Below are 16100 nucleotides of genomic sequence, written 5' to 3' on the forward strand. Positions count from 1 at the left end.
TCATGATCAACAGACTGCTGGTCGCCAACCGGGGTGAGATCGCCCGCCGGATCTTCGCCACCTGCCGCACGCTCGGGATCACCACCATCGCGGTGCACTCCGACGCCGACGCCGACGCGCCCTTCGTCGCCGAGGCCGACCTGGCCGTACGGCTGCCCGGGAACACGCCGGCCGAGACGTACCTGCGGATCGACCTCATCCTCGACGCGGCCCGCCGGGCCGGCGCGGACGCCGTCCACCCCGGCTACGGCTTCCTCGCCGAGAACGCCGAGTTCGCGACGGCGGTCACCGACGCCGGGCTGACCTGGGTCGGGCCGCCGGCCAAGGCGATCGCCGCGATGGGCGACAAGATGGCGGCGAAGGCGCTGCTCGCCGAGGCCGGCGTGCCGATGCTGCCGACCTGGACCGACGCCGACCAGGTCACCGGCTTCCCGGTGCTGGTGAAGGCGTCCGCCGGGGGCGGCGGGCGTGGCATGCGGGTGGTCCGCGACGCCGATGGGCTCGCCGAGGCCGTCGCCGGTGCGCGCCGCGAGGCGGCCTCGGCCTTCGGCGACGGCACGGTCTTCATCGAGCGGTACGTCGAACGCGGCCGGCACGTCGAGGTGCAGATCTTCGGCGACACGCACGGGACGGTGGTCGCCCTCGGTGTCCGGGAGTGCTCGATCCAGCGCCGGCACCAGAAGATCGTCGAGGAGGCGCCGGGTGTCCTCCCCGACGAGGTGCGGCAGCGGCTGTACGAGGCGGCGGTGGCCGCCGGCCGGACGGTCGACTACGTCGGGGCCGGGACCGTCGAGTTCCTGCTCGCCCCGGACGGCGACATCCACTTCCTGGAGATGAACACCCGGCTCCAGGTGGAGCACCCGGTCACCGAGCTGACCACCGGGCTGGACCTGGTCCGGCTGCAACTGCTCGTCGCCGAGGGCGAGCCGCTGCCGGTGGCGGCGGCTCCGCCGGCCGTCGGCCACGCGATCGAGGTACGCCTCTGCGCCGAGGACCCGGCCCAGGGGTACCGGCCGGCGACCGGCTCCCTGCACCGGTTCGCCCTGCCCGGCGTGGCCGTCGAGTTCGGCCCGCTGGCCGGGCCGGGCCTGCGGCTCGACGCCGGCGTGGCCGACGGCTCGGTGGTGGGCGTCCACTACGACTCGATGCTCGCGAAGGTGATCGCCTGGGCGCCCACCCGCGCCGAGGCGGCCCGCGCCCTGGCCGGCGCGCTGGCCCGGGCCGAGCTGCACGGCGTGGCCACCAACCGGGACCTGCTGGTCCGCATCCTGCGCAGCCCGGAGTTCGCCGCCGTCGACATCGACACCGGCTTCCTGGACCGGCACCCCGAGGTGTTCGCCCCGCTGCTGCCCGCCGACCAGGTCCCGGTGGCCGCGCTGGCGGCGGCACTCGCCGGGGCCGCCGGACGTCGCGCCGCCGCGCCGGTGCTCGCCGGTCTCCCCTCCGGGTGGCGGAACGTCCCGGCCTTCCCGCAGGTCGTCCGCTACGCCCTGGGAGACGACGAGATCGAGGTCCGCTACCGCTTCGACCGCGTCGGCGCGCTGGCCGGGTGGTCAGTGGCGGCGGCCGGCGGGCCGGGCGACGACGACGCCGAGCGGCCGGCCGTGACGCTGGTCGAGGCCACCCCCGAGCGGGTCGTGCTGGACGTGGCCGGGGTGGGGCGGGCGTACCGCGTACACCGGGTGGGGTCGAAGGTCTTCGTGGACGGCCCGGACGGGGCGGCGAGCCTGACCGAGCTGCCCCGTTTCCCGCTGCCCACCGCGGAGCTGGCCGCCGGCTCGCTGCTCGCGCCGCTGCCCGGGACGGTGACCCGGGTGCACGTCGAGGTCGGCCGGCCGGTCGCCGCCGGCGACCTGCTGCTCACCCTGGAAGCGATGAAGCTCGAACACCCCGTGCTCGCCCCGACCGACGGCGTGGTGGCCGACCTGCCGGTGCCCGCCGGCGGCCAGGTCGACACCGGCGCCGTGCTGGCCGTCGTCGACCCCGATCTGGAGGCCCCACGATGAACTTCGACCTCACCCCGGAGCAGGAACAGTTGCGCGACGCCGTCCGGTCGCTCGGCCTGCGGTACGGCCACCGGTACTTCGTCGAGAAGGCCAAGGCCGGCGAGCACACCACCGAGCTGTGGCACGAGGCCGGCCGGCTCGGCTACCTCGGCGTCAACATCCCCACCGAGTACGGCGGTGGCGGCGGCGGCATCACCGAACTGGCCCTGGTCTGCGAGGAACTGGCCGCCGCCGGCTGCCCGCTGCTGCTGCTGGTGGTCTCCCCGGCCATCGCGGCCACCGTGATCACCCGGCACGGCACCGACGAGCAGCGGAAGCGGTACCTGCCCGGGCTCGCCGACGGCTCGCAGAAGATCGTCTTTGCGATCACCGAACCGGAGGCCGGCTCGAACTTCCACCGGCTCGGCACGGTAGCCCGGCGCGACGGCGACGACTGGCTGCTCTCCGGCCGCAAGTGCTACATCTCCGGCGTCGACGAGGCCGGGCACGTCCTCGTGGTGGCCCGCACCGAGGACGCGGCGAGCGGGAAGCTCAAGCCGGCACTGTTCGTCGTGCCGACCGACGCGCCCGGGCTGACCTGGTCCAAGCTGGACATGGAGATCCTCTCCCCGGAGAACCAGTTCCTGCTCTACCTGGACGACGTGCGGCTGCCCGCCGACGCGCTGGTCGGCCAGTCGCTCGACGCCGGCCTGCCGGCGCTCTTCTCCGGGCTCAACCCGGAGCGGATCACGGTCGCCGCGATGGGCGCCGGCACCGGCCGGTACGCCATCGAGCGCGCGTCGGAGTACACCGCCAGCCGCAAGGTGTGGGGCGGCCGGAGCATCGGCTCGCACCAGGGGGTGTCGCACCCGCTGGCGCACGCGGCGGTGCAGGTGGAACTGGCCCGGCTGATGATCTACAAGGCGGCCAGCCTCTACGACGCCGGGCGCGACCTGGAGGCCGGGGTGGCCGGCAACATGGCCAAGTACGCCACCGGCGAGGCCGCCGCGCTGGCCGTGGACACCGCCGTCCAGGTGCTCGGCGGCGCCGGCATGACCACCGAGTACGGCGTGGCCACCCTGCTCGGCGCGGTCCGGGCCGGCCGGATCGCCCCGGTCAGCCGGGAGATGATCCTCAACTTCGTCGCCCAGCACGTCCTCGGCCAGGACAGGTCCTACTGAGCGGTCGGCCGAGAGCCGGCGAGGTCGCGCGTGGCACGAAAACGGCATCGGCAACGCCGTGGCCTGCACCTGACGCAATGTTGCGCGTTACCGACGCCAGCGAAACAACTCCGCTACTTCCTTGATGATGCCCGGACGATCCTTGGGGTCAGCACCCCGCAACGCCAGAGCGGTAACGACACCCGGGGTGGGCCGGGGTACGGCGGGCGCCCGATCGCCCGCCGTACCCCGGGTCTCTCAGCGGACGGTGTGCGTGCCGACCGCCGGCAGCGGCGCGACCACCGGCGGGGTTCCTCGCGACATGTGGACGCCTTCCGGTGGGCGACGGGACAGGTCGAACCGAACTCGACCCCCCGCCACTCTAGAGACGTCAAGCTATGAATGCGCACCACGAAACGGCAACAAAGCCGACTTTCGTCGGAGACGGTGTAACGAATTCACCTCGGTCGGCGCTGTCATTGCCCGATCGGAATGCCGGAAACCAGCCGCAGCCGGTCAGTCGACCTCGGCGAACCAGGCGGGCGCCGGCCCGGACGACGACCCGTCCGCCGGGAAGTCCGGGACGTACGAGTCGACCACCCGCCAGCCGCCGGCGTCCTCGCCGAGCAGCAGGAAGGCGTCGATCTCGCTGAACGGGGCGCCGATCCCGTACACCTCGCCACCGTCCACCGTGGCCTTCGGCAAGGCGCAGACGCCCCGGGTGCCCGGCTGGACGTCGGCGCAACGGCCGACGTACCGGGTGTCCGGGCCGTACGTCTCGGCGACGAACCGGGCGATCGCCTGCTCCACGGTGAGCGGCGCGGCGCTCGTCGGCCGGCTGGCGGCCGGTGCGCTGCCGGTCGGGGCCGTCACCGCAGGCGCCGGCCCGTCCCCACAGGCGCCCAGCAGACCCGCCACCAGCAGTACCGGCACGATCCGGATCGGTCGACTCACGCCGCCCCCTCACCGTCACGAAAATGATCTCCAGTGGATGGTAAGCCGCCCCACCCCGCTCCTCCGCGGCGCACTTTCCCCGAAAGAGTGGCCAAATCCCGCGGAACAGCCACTCTTTCCGAGAACGAGCGGCGCTGGTCGGGACGGGCGTGGCGGGGTGAGGGCGGTTGACAGGCGGCCCGGCGGAGACATGCTGGACGGATGAGGTTGCCCGGTGCGGACGCGCGGACGGTGGCGGCGGTCGCCGCGACGGTCGCCGTCGCGCTGCTGGTGACGCTCGTCCTCTGGCGCCGGGAGGATCTCGTCGGCGTGGTGCTGGCGCTGCTCTGCGTCCTCTCCGCCACCGTCGCGGGAGTGTCGCTGACCGCCGTCCGGCAGCGCGACGACGCCGAGCCGGACGCCGCCACGACGGCGGGGCAGCCGGTGGACGGGTTGTCCGGCATCGACGCGGACACCCTGGAGACGCTGGACAACCTGGACGCGGTGCGGGCGATGCGGGAGCGGCACCGGGACCGGTTCAGCGACCGGTGAGGGTGGGCGAGGCGAGCGCGTCCAGCCCTCGCCCCGCCAGGCAGCGGTAGGTGCGGTCGGCGCCGGCCCCGGCCGGCGGCAGCACCTCCAGGTTCCACCCCGCCGGCTGGGCGATCCCGCTGGTGAGCCGGAAGGTGGTCTCGTTGCAGACCCGGCGGACCGCCGGGTCTGCGCTGATCTCGGCGTGACCGGCGCCGACCAGGGTGGCCGGCAACTCGCCCTGGGCGTAGCTCTCCCAGGTGTGCTGGCCGTCGCAGGGCACCCGGTCGGCGACGGCGCGCTGGCCGCGTACCCGCACCGGGCCGAAGCACTCCAGTTCGGCGCCGCAGCGCGCGCCGTCCGGCAGTTCGGCCGAGCCGACCGCACAGGCGGGCAGCGCGGCGGGGGTGGCCGCCGCCGTCTCCACCGTCGGGGACGGGGTCGGCGCGGGCGCGCCGCCGGCGATCCACGCCCCGGCGGTGGCCGAGCCGGCCAGGGCGAGCACTCCGGCGCCGCCGAGGAACCAGCGCCGCCGCCAGCGCCGGCCGGTGGTGGGCACGGTGGGGTGGGCGTCGTCCACCGGGCCGCGCGGAGCGGGCCGGCTGGACCGGCCGGCCGGGTACGGGCCGGTGGGGGCGGGACCGCCGGTGAGCGGTACGCCGGTGGCGGGCGCGCCGCCGGCCGGGGCGCCGGTGGACTCCAGCGGCAGGCTGGCCAGCAGGCCGCGCAGTTCGGCGGCGGAGGGCCGGTCGGCCGGATCGTTGGCCATCCCGGCGCGGAGCACGTCGACCAGGGCCTCGGGCACGCCCGGCAGGCCGGGGATCGGCTGGTGGAACATCTCCAGCACGGTGACCAGGCTCGGGTTCCGCTCGGACCGCCAGCGGGGCGGCCGGCCGTGCATCACCGCGTAGAGGGTGGCGCAGAGGGCGTAGACGTCGACCGCCGGCGACGGCGGGCTGTGGTTGAACATCTCCGGTGGCGCGTACGCCGGGGTGAGCACCTCCAGCGCCACCGAGGCGTCCCGCATCTCGCCGAGCACGGCCAGCCCGAAGTCGGCCAGCACCGCCGGGTTGAAGTGCGAGTAGAGGATGTTCGCCGGCTTCACGTCGCGGTGCAGCACGCCGGCCCCGTGCGAGTGGGCGATCGCGTCGGCGATCTTGACCCCGAGGTCGCGGGCCTCCACCGGGCCGAGCGGCGAGGTCCGCATCCGTTCGGCGTACGACCCGTCGCAGAGCTCCATGATCAGGTAGGGGTGCTGGTCGACGGTGACCCCGACGTCGAATAGGTCGACCACGTGCGGGTGGGACGACATCCGGCCGGCGGCCCGCGCCTCGCGCAGGAACCGCGCCTGGTCGCGCTCGCTGTCCAGCGTCCGGTTCTCCACCTTGACCGCCACCTCGCGGCCGACCGAGATCTGGGTGGCCCGGTAGACGGTCGCGTAACCGCCCCTGGCAAATACCCGCAAGTCGGTCAGACCGGGCACGAGGGGCGTCGGCAGGGCGCCGGGCGGGGTGTCGGTCACGGCTCGAAAATACCCAACCGGGCGGGGCGCTCAGCGCACCGCGTCCGTGGCCGGCGCGGCCTCGGCCGGCACGGGCGGCTCGGCGGAGCCCGATCGGCGGGCGTCCCACCAGAGTCCGACGGCCGTCGCCACCGCCCCCGCGCCCTCCCAGGCGGCCACCCCGAAGAACCGCCCCGGGGCGATGTCGGCCAGCACGGCGATGCTGAAGACGGTGAAGGTGACCAGCCGGAAGAACACCGTGAACCGGTAGAACGCGCGCCACTCGGTGGCGGTGGCGAGCAGGTAGTAGACCCCCATGTTGAACGAGGCCATCGACGAGGCCATCAGGAAGGTGCCGGTGTGGTCGCCGGCCGCCCGCTGCGCCGGCACCTCGAAGCCGAGCATCCGCAGCAGCGCCTCTGGCCAGAGCAGCCCGACCGCGCCCATGAGCAGCGCCAGCGCGCCGAACACCGCGATCGTCCAGCCGGCGCCCGAACGCGGCAGCCTCATGACGGCCCTCCCCAAGCCAGGTACGGCCGCCACTGTGGACGCCGCATCGATCTGACAGGCTAGCGGCGGGTTCCGCCGGGGCACATCGGCAGAACCGCCACAATCCCACACCCCACCGGGCCGCCTTCGGAGCGTGTCGATACCGCTGCGCGGCGGTGGCCCGGCCGGGTCAGCGGGGGCCCAGGCGGGCGAGGAGCGCGTCGGCGGCGGCCCGCTCGCTGCGCTGCTCGGTGGCGTACGCCAGCCGCACCGCCTCCTCCGCACAGGCCAGCGCCTCCACCGTCCGGCCGCAGGCGGCCAGCGCCTCGGCCAGCACGCTCGCCGCGATCACCTGGCTGCGTACGTCCTCCGCCGGGGCGGCGACCGCCCGCCGCGCCCAGTCCAGCGCCTGCTCCCGCTGCCCGTGGGCGAGCAGCGCGGAGGCGTACCGGGCCATCGTCTGGCGGCGCGAGAAGAGCAACGACGGGCTGTTCGCGGCGGCGGTGGCGACCGGGGCGAGCAGCCCGACCGCGGTGGCCGGGTCGCCGGCCGCCAGCCGGGCCATGGCGAGCAGCACCCGCGGCCCCACCTGCGCGGGCGCCTGCGGGTTGTGCGGCTCGACGGCGGTCAGCACCGCCCGGGCGTCCCGCTCGGCGGCGGCCCCGTCGCCCAGGTCCAGCGCCACGAACCCGCGCAGCGTGCCGGCCATCCCGGTGAGCAGCGGGTGCGACGTCCGGTGGGCGTAGGACAGCGCGTCGGTGAACAGGTCGGCGGCGTGCTCCGGCTCGCCCAGCCCACGGGCCACCACACCCCGGACGACCAGCGCGAACCCGCGTCCCCAGTCGTCGGAGGCGGCGGCGAAGTCCCGGTACGCCCGGCGCGCCTCCCGGTCCGCGTCGGCCAGCTCGCCGAGTTCCGCGGTGGCGAACGCCTCGACCGCGCGGAGCGTGCCGACCGCCCACGCCTCGCCGACCCGCTCGCCGAAGGGCAGGAAGACCCGCGCCAACCGGTCCGCCTCGCGGAGCCGCCCGGCGAGCAGCCGGGCGAACGCGGTGGTGCCGCGCAGCCAGGCCCGCCCGTACGGGTCCTTCAGCTCGGCGAAGAGCCGGGCGGCCCGGCCGAGCACCGCGTCCGCGCCGGCGAAGTCGCCCCGGGTGGTGGTCACCCACGCCAGGTTCTGCAACGACCAGGCCTGCCCCCGGCGGTCACCCACCGCCCGGCTGACCTGGTACGAGGCGGCGAGCCGGCTGCTCGCCTGGCCCAGCCGCCCGGCGATGAAGTCGGCCATCCCGAGCCGGCGCATCGCCGATGCGCGCAGCGCGGGCAGGTCGGCGGCGGTGGCCACCTGCAACGCCTCGTGCCAGCAGGCCGCCGCCCGCGCCTGGTCGCCCATGGTCTGGTGCGCCTGGCCGGCGAGCAGCAGCGTGCTGGCCCGGACCCCCGCCTCGTCGCCGGCGTTCGCGGCGATCTTCTCGGCGTAGGCGAGCGCGTCGGCGGGCCGGCCGACCTGGAGCAGCGCCCGGGCGTGCACCACCCGGTCGGCCGCCGGCACGCCGTCGCGGCCGAGTTCGGCGGCGCGGTCGGCGTACTCCACGGCCATCGCCGGCTCGCCCACGTGCAGGGACCGGCGGGTGGCCCGGCCGAGCGCGGCGACGCCGAGCGGCGCCACCGCCCGCGCCGGCGCGTCCGGTCGCAGCCCGACGGCGTCGGCCAGCGCGGCGGCCCGCTCGACGTGTTCGGCCACGAAGTCGTCCCGGGCCGACTCGGTGAACCCGCCCGGCGGCGTCGACCCGTCCGCCGGTGGGAGGCTGGCCCAGCGGGCCAGCGCGGCATGCCGCTCGGCCAGCTCGGCCTTGCTCACCCCGGCGTACGCGGCCTCCCGCATCAGCGGGGTGGCGAAGGCGTATCCGGTGCGGGTGCGGTGCAGCATCCGCCGTTGCAGCAGCTCCTCGACGGCCCGCTCCAGCTCGACCGCGGCCACCGCCGCCGGCCGGCCGGTCAGCCCGGCGCGTTGTTCGCGCAGCGCCTCCAGCGCGCCCTCCGGCACCGTGTCGCCGACCACCGCGGCGTCCCGCAGCACCGAACGCGCCTCGGCCGGCAGCGCGTCGATCCGGGCGGCGAGCACGGCGGCCAGGTCGCGGGAGAGCAGCCGGCTGCCCAGCGAGCCGGGCACCAGCCGCCAGCGCCCCGGGTTCGGCGCGCTCCGGTCGGCCACCGCCGTGAGCGCCCCGCGCTCCATCAGCAGGGTGACCAGTTCGGCCAGGTAGAACGGGTTGCCCTGGGCGGTGGCGAGCAGCCGGTCGGCGTCCGCCTGGGGCAGCCTGCCGCCGCCCAGGTAGCTGGTGAGCAGCCGGGCCGCGTCGGCGCCGCGCAACGGCGGCAGCACGTGCACCTCGGCGTCGGCCACCCGGGTCAGCGTGCCCGCGGTCCGCACCAGCTCCGGCCGGCCCAGCAGCAGCACCAGCACCGGCCCGGTGAGCCGGGACAGGGTCACCCCGAGGGACCGGATGGTCTCGGCGGTGGCGTCGTGCAGGTCGTCCACGACGACCACCAGCGGCGCCTCCTGGGCCAGTGCGCTGAGCAGGTCGGCCACCGCGTTCGGCACCGCGTCCGCGTCGGCGGGCGGCTGGGTGGTGCCCCACTCGCCCTGGTCGGTCGGCCCGCCGGCGGGCAGCTCGGCGTACCCGAGCAGGGCCAGCAGTTGGTCGCTGGCGATCGGGACCGGTTCGCCGGAGCGGCCGAGCCGCTGCCCGAGCCGGCGCAGCCGCTCCTCCACCGCCGGCCGGGTGACCGCGGTGGCGGTGTCGCCGGGCAGGCCGACCGCGGCCCGGACCAGGTCGGCCAGCGGGGCGAGCCGGCGCCGCTCCCCGAACGCGGCACAGCGCACCGAGAGCACCCGGGCGCCGGTGTGCGCGGCGTACCGGCCGGCGCCCACGTCGTAGCCGGCGGCGAGGCGTTCCACCTCGGCGGCGAACCGGGACTTGCCGATCCCCGCCTCGGCGGTCATCAGCAGCACCCGGGGCTCGCTCCGGTCGATCACCTCGGCGAGCCGGCCGGCCACCCGGCCGATCTCGGTCTCCCGGCCCACGAACGGCGCCTCGTCGCCGAGGCCGGACCGGGTGCCCGGGGCGTCCAGGAGGCCGAGCAGCTCGTACGCCTCGACCGGCTCCCGCTTGCCCTTGAGCCGCAGCGGCCGCAGCGCCCGCCAGGAGGCGACGTGCCGGGTGGCGGCGGAGGTGCGCGCCCCGGCGTAGATCGCGCCCACGGCGGCGGCGTCGGCGAGCCGGGCGGCGGTGTTCACGGTGTCGCCGATGACCGTGTACTCGATCGCGGCCTGGATCCCGGCGATCACGTCGCCGGTGTTGAGGCCGACCCGCAGGCCCAGCGGAGCCCCGCCGCCGCGCTCGTCGTCCAGCACCCGGCGGACCGCGCGCTGCATGGACAGCGCGGCGCGGACCGCCCGCTCGGCGTCGTCCTCGTGCGCCACCGGTGCGCCGAAGACCGCCATGATGCCGTCGCCGGTCAGCTTGTCGACGTGCCCGCCGAAGGTCTTCACCGCGCCGGCCAGCGCGGCCAGCACCCGGTCGGTGACCGCGCCGACCCGCTCCGGGTCGAGGTCCTCCGACCAGGAGGTGAAGTCGGACAGGTCGCCGAAGAGCACGGTGACCACCCGGCGCTCGGCCGCCGGCAGCGTCGCGGCGGCCGGCAGGGCCGCCCCGCAGTTGTGGCAGAACCGCGCGCCGGGTACGGCGACGGTTCCGCACACCGGGCAGGTCACGCTTGCTCCAACCCGCTCACCCCGGGGTCGGATTCCCCGGTGTCGACCCCGAGGTGTTCCAGCTGGGCGCGGACCGACCACTCGGCGGCCCACCACAGCGACCGGTCCACGTCCGCGTAGACCACGGCGACCACCTCGGCCGGGGTGCGGGCGCCCGCGTCGACCGCGGCCCGGACCTGGTCCAGCCGGGCGCGGCGGTGCGCGAGGTAGAACTCGGCGGCGGCGCCGCAGTCGGCCAGCGCCGGGCCGTGCCCCGGCAGCGCCGGGATCCCCCGGTACGTGCTGAGCAGTTCCAGGCTGGTCAGGTAGTCCCCGAGGTGCCCGTCCGGGTGGGCCACCACGGTGGTGCCCCGGCCCAGGATGGTGTCGCCGGTGAGGACCACCCGCTCGTCGGCGTGCTCGGCCAGGAAGCAGACCGAGTCGCCGGTGTGCCCGGGAGTGGGCAGCAGCCGCAGGCCCAGGCCGGCGCCGTCGATCCGGTCGTCGCCCGGCCCGGCCAGCGGCGGCCCGTCCAGGGTGTGCGCCGGGTCGACGGCCCGGACGGGCACCCCGCCGAGCAGCTCGGCCAGCCGCCGGGCGCCGTCGGTGTGGTCGCCGTGCCCGTGGGTGATCAGCACGAACGCGACCGGGCCGTGCGCCACGATCCGGGACAGGTGCTCCTCGTCGGCCGGGCCGGGGTCGACCACCACCGTGCGCTCCGCGCCGGGTGCGCGCAGCAGCCAGGTGTTGGTGCCGTCGAGCGTCATCGGCCCCGGGTTCGGGGCGCGCAGCAGCGTCACCCAGTCCGGCAGCTCGTCCGCGAGGGCGGCCGCCGGAGCCGTGAAGTGCCCGGTCATGGCTGCGATCGTACGGCCCCGGCGACAACTCCCCGCGATCTTGCGCGATCGGCCCGGGATACCTGCCGCTTCACGGCTTTTGCCCGGCCGGGCGGCGCAGGATCGCGGGGAGCGTGGCGGGTCAGGCGACCTCGACGATGACCTCGACCTCGACCGGGGCGTCGAGCGGCAGCTCGGCGACGCCGACCGCGCTGCGGGCGTGCCGGCCGGCCTCGCCGAAAACCGCGCCGAACAGGTCGGAGGCGCCGTTGATGACGCCCGGCTGGCCGGTGAACCCGGGAGCGGAGGCGACGAAGCCGGTGAGCTTTACGATCTTGACGACGTTCTCCAGGCCGACCAGCGAGTCGATCGCGGCCAGCGCGTTCAGCGCGCAGCGCTGCGCCAGGTCCTTGGCCTGGTCGGCGGAGACCCCGGCGCCGACCTTGCCGGTCGCCAGCAGCTTCCCCTCGGCCATCGGCAACTGGCCGGAGACGTACACGTGCTGCCCGGACTGCACGGCCGGCACGTAGCTGGCCACCGGCGGCACCACCTCGGGCAGCGTCAGCCCGAGCTCGGCGAGCTTCGCGTGCGGACCGTTGCTCATGCCTTCGGCCGCTTCAGGTAGGCGACCAGCTGGTCCGGGTTAGGGCCGGGGATCACGGCGACGAGTTCCCACCCGTCCTCGCCCCAGTTGTCGAGGATCTGCTTGGTCGCGTGGACCAGCAGCGGGACCGTGGCGTATTCCCACTTCTGCATCGGTGGAGGGCTCCCTCGGTGGCATTGACACTTCGAGGGACAGCCTACGGTCCGGCGGCCGGCCGGGGTGCGGGACGCTGCTCGGGCGCGCTCGGCAGTTCGCCGCACGGGCCGCTGTGCTCGTACCGCTGCGGGCAGCGGGTGCGGTCCGGCAGCAGCAGATCGCAGAAGACCCGGTGCCGGTTGTTCTGGTCGTCGGCGGTGGACACGGTGGTCTCGCCGGCGTCGAGTTCGGCGAGGAAGCCGAGCGAGGTGGCGACCGTGCCGGCCAGGGCGGTCGCGGCGGCCAGGTCGGGGACCCGGATCGGCAGGTGGATGACGTAGCCGGGCTCCTCGTCGTCCCGGGTCCGCTCGGCGGGGCGGGCCAGCGTCCGCACCACCTCGACGGGCTCGACGATCCGCCGGTACGACCGCTCGTTGATCGGCAGACCCGCGGCGACCCCCTCGCCCTCGCCGGCGGAACCGGAGCCGGACAGGCGCCCCGTCGGGAACTGTGCTCGGGGGTGGTTGTCCGCGTCGCGCATCGCTGCCTCCGGGCGTCGTACCTGGTCACGTCATCGCCATCCGGCCCGGGCCCGACGCCCGGCCCGGTCCCCCGGCGCAGGTCAGAACGTAGGTCGGCGGCCCGAGTCCCGTAAACAGGACGCGCGCGCCGGGGTGGCCGAAAGTCACATATGCGACACAGTGTCCGATGCGGCACCGGCCGACCCGCCCCTCCCCCACGATCCCGTGCCGACCGCTACCCTTCCGGTCGGACGGGCGCGCAGGGCTCGCCCGCCCACTCGAAAACGCTCGTCGCCTCCGGTGGTGACGACGTCGCACCCCGGGGGAAGAGATGACCCAGCCACCCAGCGGCGCGCCGGCCGGCCAGCCCGCGGCCCCGAGCCCGGCCGCGCCGGCCGCCCCGCCCGGCGTTCCCAGCGCGGGCCCGGCGAGCCCGGTGCCACCACCGCCCGGGTACCCGCCCTACCAGGGCCCGGCGGCCCCGAAGAAGAAGCGCGGCCTGCTGATCGCGGCGATCGCCCTCGCCGTGGTGCTGGTGCTCTGTGTCGGCGGCGGCGTGGCGGCGTTCTTCACCCTGCGCAACGCGGAGACGGGCACCGGCGCCGAGGAGCCGGCGGTCGCGGTCGACGAGTTCCTCACCGCGGTCTACAAGGACCGGGACCCGGCCAAGGCGGCGAACCTGGTCTGCTCGGCGGCTCGGGACGACGACCGGATCGCCGCCAAGGTGGCCGAGGTGGAGAAGTACGTCGGCACCTACCAGAACCCGCGATTCCGGTGGACCAAGCCGAAGGTCGACAACCAGACCGGCGACCGGGCCACGGTCAGCACCAAGGTGACCATGACGACCGCCGACGAGAAGGTCGCCGACCAGGAGCTGCGCTTCACCGTGGTGCGGAAGACCGGTTGGTGGGTCTGCGAGGTCGCCTGAGCGCCGGCGCTGGATAGGCTCGACGGGTGCGAGCAGCTGAGCGACCGGCCGACCCGGCCGAGGGGTGGCCGGGCCGCCTCCACGTGGTGACCGGCAAGGGCGGCACCGGCAAGACCAGCGTGGCGGCGGCGCTCGCCCTCGGGCTGGCCGCCAGCGGCCGGCGCACCCTGCTGGTCGAGGTCGAGGGGCGGCAGGGCATCGCCCAGCTCTTCGGCACCGAGCCGCTGCCCTACGAAGAGCGGCACCTCGCCGACGCGCCGGGCGGCGGTGAGGTGCGGGCGCTGGCGGTGGACGCCGAGGAGGCGCTGCTCGAGTACCTGGACATGTTCTACAAGCTCGGCGCGGCCGGCCGGGCGCTGCGCAAGTTCGGCGCCATCGACTTCGCCACCACGATCGCCCCCGGCCTGCGCGACGTGCTGCTCACCGGCAAGGTGAAGGAGGCGACCACCCGCACCGCCGGGCAGCGCCGGGTGTACGACGCGGTGGTGCTCGACGCCCCGCCGACCGGCCGGATCGGCCGGTTCCTCAACGTCACCGCCGAGACCGCCCGGCTGGCCAAGGTCGGCCCGATCAAGACGCAGAGCGAGGGGGTCTCGGCGCTGCTGCGCTCGCCGATCACCGCGGTGCACGTGGTCACCCTGCTCGAGGAGATGCCGGTCCAGGAGACCGTCGACGCGATCGCCGAGCTGACCTCGTTCGGGTTCCCGGTGGGCCGGGTGATCGTCAACGCCGCCCGGCCCCCACTGCCGGCCGGCCGGGCGGTGACCCCGGCCGAGCTGCGCCGGGGGCTGGTCGCCGCCGGGCTGCCCGCCGACCGGGACACCGTCGCCGGGCTGCACGCCGAGGCCCGCGACCAGACCGTCCGGCGCGAGCTGGAGGACTCGCTCCGAGCCGACCTGGTGGAGCTGGGCCTGCCGATGACCGAGCTGCCGCTGCTGCCCGAGGGCGTGGACCGGGCCGGCCTGGACCGGCTCGCGGAGGCGCTCGTCCGGGCGGATTGACTCACACCTGCCGTCGGCACCGGCGCGTGGACCCAGCCGGCCCGATACGCTCGATTGGTGCCTTCCGAAGACGCGGCGCCGCAGCTGGACGTCGACCAGATCCTCGCCGATCCCGGCGTACGCATCGTGGTCTGCTGCGGGGCGGGCGGGGTGGGCAAGACCACCACCGCGGCCGCACTCGCGCTCCGGGCCGCCGAGCAGCACGGCCGGCGCACGGTGGTGCTCACCATCGACCCGGCCCGCCGGCTGGCCCAGTCCCTCGGGCTCACCGAGCTGGACAACACCCCGCGCCAGGTCAAGGGCATCGACGTCGAGGCCAGCGGCGGCGAGCTGCACGCCATGATGCTCGACATGAAGCGCACCTTCGACGACGTGGTGCTCCAGCACACCGACCGGACGAAGGCGGCGGAGATCTTCGCCAACCCCTTCTACCAGGCGATGAGCTCGACCTTCGCCGGTACGCAGGAGTACATGGCGATGGAGAAGCTCGGCCAGCTGCACGCCCGGGGCGAGTGGGATCTGATCGTGGTCGACACCCCGCCGTCCCGGTCGGCGCTGGACTTCCTCGACGCCCCCGCGCGGCTGTCCCGGTTCCTCGACGGCCGGATGCTGCGGCTGCTGCTGGCCCCGGCGCGCAGCGGCGGGCGGAGCATGTTCAGCCTGGTCACCGCGTCCTTCGGGATGTTCTCCAAGGTCGTGCAGAAGGTGCTCGGCGCGCAGTTGCTCACCGACCTGTCCGGCTTCGTGGCCGCGCTCGACTCGATGTTCGGCGGGTTCCGGCAGCGTGCCGAGCAGACGTACCGCATCCTGCAGGCGCGGGAGACGGCGTTCCTGCTGGTCGCGGCGCCGGAGCCGGACGCGGTCCGGGAGGCCGCCTACTTCGCCGGCCGGCTGCGGGCGGAGCGGATGCCGCTGGCCGGCCTGGTGCTCAACCGGGTGCACCGTCCGGCGGTGCCCGACCTCGACGCGGCGGAGAGCCTGGCCGCCGCCGAGCGGCTGGTCGACCTCGGTGGGCACGAGGCCACCGTGGACGTGCTGCGGGCGCACGCCGCGCTGGTCCAGCAGGCGCGCCGGGAGCAGCGGGTCGCCGAGCGGTTCACTGCGGAGTTCCCGGCGGTGCCGGCGGTGTCGGTGACGGCGCAGCCCGCCGACGTGCACGACGTCGACGGGCTGCGGACGATCGGCGCGGCGATCAGCCGGGCCTGAGGCCGTGACGGCCGGTCCGACCTGAGCCGTGGCGGCCGGACTCGCCAGAGCCGAATGGCTGGTCGAGCCTGAGCCGTGGCGGCCGGTCGGGCCCGGACCGTTCGCGGTCGGCCGGGCCCGGGCGCTGCGGTCAGCCGGCGGCGGTGACCAGGATCTTGTCCTTGCCGGCCTTGTCCTTGCTGTTCTTCTTCATCGCGGCCTCGAACATCTTGCGCCAGCTCGTCACCTGCGGGTGACGGCGCAGCAGCGCGCGGCGTTCGCGTTCGGTCATGCCACCCCACACACCGAACTCGATCCGGTTGTCCAGCGCGTCGGCCAAGCACTCGTACCGAACTGGGCAGCTCCGGCAGATCCGCTTCGCCACGTTCTGTTCGGCGCCCTGTACGAACAACGCGTCCGGGTCCCCGTTCTGACATGCCGCCAGCGACGGCCAGTCAGTGATCATGCCCATGTGTACACGTCCCCCCTTGCAGTACCTACCGACGTCGTGCGGACCAGCCGGCAATTCCCCCC

General features: G+C 75.2%; 15 protein-coding genes. 6 read left to right on the forward strand and 9 right to left on the reverse strand.

The genetic code is table 11. The features are described 5' to 3' along the window. The first annotated feature begins 2 nt into the window (after positions 1-2). Positions 3-2006 carry an ATP-binding protein gene (locus tag FHX32_RS08070; RefSeq protein ID WP_167180135.1) on the forward strand — a complete coding sequence of 668 codons (2004 nt, stop codon included), beginning with the start codon at positions 3-5 and terminating at the stop codon, positions 2004-2006. Next, positions 2003-3166: an acyl-CoA dehydrogenase family protein gene (locus FHX32_RS08075; protein ID WP_167180136.1), complete on the forward strand. Its 1164-nt coding sequence runs from the start codon at positions 2003-2005 to the stop codon at positions 3164-3166. Before FHX32_RS08070 ends, FHX32_RS08075 begins: the two co-directional genes overlap by 4 nt. A 495-nt stretch (positions 3167-3661) precedes the next feature. Here FHX32_RS08075 and FHX32_RS08080 read toward each other — a convergent pair whose 3' ends face one another. Next, positions 3662-4099: a hypothetical protein gene (locus FHX32_RS08080; protein WP_167180137.1), complete on the reverse strand. Its 438-nt coding sequence runs from the start codon at positions 4097-4099 to the stop codon at positions 3662-3664. A gap of 201 nt (positions 4100-4300) precedes the next feature. Between FHX32_RS08080 and FHX32_RS08085 the strand changes: the two genes are divergently transcribed. Next, on the forward strand, positions 4301-4630 hold the full coding sequence (locus FHX32_RS08085; protein ID WP_167180138.1) for a hypothetical protein: 330 nt from the start codon (positions 4301-4303) through the stop codon (positions 4628-4630). Here the strand turns inward: FHX32_RS08085 and FHX32_RS08090 are convergent. The 7 genes from FHX32_RS08090 to FHX32_RS08120 form a co-directional block, all read right to left on the reverse strand. Continuing rightward, positions 4617-6131, reverse strand: a complete 1515-nt coding sequence (locus FHX32_RS08090) for a serine/threonine protein kinase (protein WP_167180139.1) — start codon at positions 6129-6131, stop codon at positions 4617-4619. The genes FHX32_RS08085 and FHX32_RS08090 overlap by 14 nt on opposite strands. A 30-nt stretch (positions 6132-6161) precedes the next feature. Further along, entirely contained in the window at positions 6162-6620 is a 459-nt protein-coding gene (locus tag FHX32_RS08095; protein WP_167180140.1) for a hypothetical protein, read from the reverse strand. A gap of 169 nt (positions 6621-6789) precedes the next feature. Continuing rightward, on the reverse strand, positions 6790-10377 hold the full coding sequence (locus tag FHX32_RS08100; RefSeq protein ID WP_167180141.1) for an adenylate/guanylate cyclase domain-containing protein: 3588 nt from the start codon (positions 10375-10377) through the stop codon (positions 6790-6792). Beyond that, complete coding sequence (locus FHX32_RS08105) at positions 10374-11213, reverse strand: MBL fold metallo-hydrolase (RefSeq protein ID WP_167180142.1); 840 nt, start codon at positions 11211-11213, stop codon at positions 10374-10376. The genes FHX32_RS08100 and FHX32_RS08105 overlap by 4 nt, the downstream gene beginning before the upstream one ends. A 121-nt stretch (positions 11214-11334) precedes the next feature. Then, on the reverse strand, positions 11335-11796 hold the full coding sequence (locus FHX32_RS08110; protein WP_088996458.1) for a RidA family protein: 462 nt from the start codon (positions 11794-11796) through the stop codon (positions 11335-11337). Continuing rightward, complete coding sequence (gene sp36 / locus FHX32_RS08115) at positions 11793-11948, reverse strand: Sp36 family protein (protein ID WP_088996459.1); 156 nt, start codon at positions 11946-11948, stop codon at positions 11793-11795. The genes FHX32_RS08110 and sp36 overlap by 4 nt, the downstream gene beginning before the upstream one ends. Before the next feature lie 44 nt (positions 11949-11992). Then, positions 11993-12472, reverse strand: a complete 480-nt coding sequence (locus FHX32_RS08120) for a hypothetical protein (RefSeq protein WP_167180143.1) — start codon at positions 12470-12472, stop codon at positions 11993-11995. A 311-nt stretch (positions 12473-12783) separates the two neighbouring features. Between FHX32_RS08120 and FHX32_RS08125 the strand changes: the two genes are divergently transcribed. The 3 genes from FHX32_RS08125 to bagB are packed head-to-tail and all read left to right on the forward strand — an operon-like array spanning position 12784 to position 15587. Beyond that, the gene (locus FHX32_RS08125) at positions 12784-13380 is read left to right on the forward strand and encodes an Rv0361 family membrane protein (protein ID WP_167180144.1); all 597 of its coding nucleotides are present in this window, start codon (positions 12784-12786) and stop codon (positions 13378-13380) included. Between the two features lie 26 nt (positions 13381-13406). Then, positions 13407-14381: an ATPase BagA gene (bagA, locus tag FHX32_RS08130; protein WP_167180145.1), complete on the forward strand. Its 975-nt coding sequence runs from the start codon at positions 13407-13409 to the stop codon at positions 14379-14381. A gap of 54 nt (positions 14382-14435) precedes the next feature. After that, a complete protein-coding gene (gene bagB, locus FHX32_RS08135) occupies positions 14436-15587 on the forward strand; it encodes an ArsA-related P-loop ATPase (RefSeq protein WP_208418003.1) in 1152 nt (383 codons plus the stop codon). A 130-nt stretch (positions 15588-15717) separates the two neighbouring features. Here bagB and FHX32_RS08140 read toward each other — a convergent pair whose 3' ends face one another. Then, positions 15718-16038: a WhiB family transcriptional regulator gene (locus tag FHX32_RS08140; protein ID WP_167180147.1), complete on the reverse strand. Its 321-nt coding sequence runs from the start codon at positions 16036-16038 to the stop codon at positions 15718-15720. Positions 16039-16100 lie beyond the last annotated feature (62 nt).

This window comes from Micromonospora sp. CNZ280 (assembly GCF_011759515.1).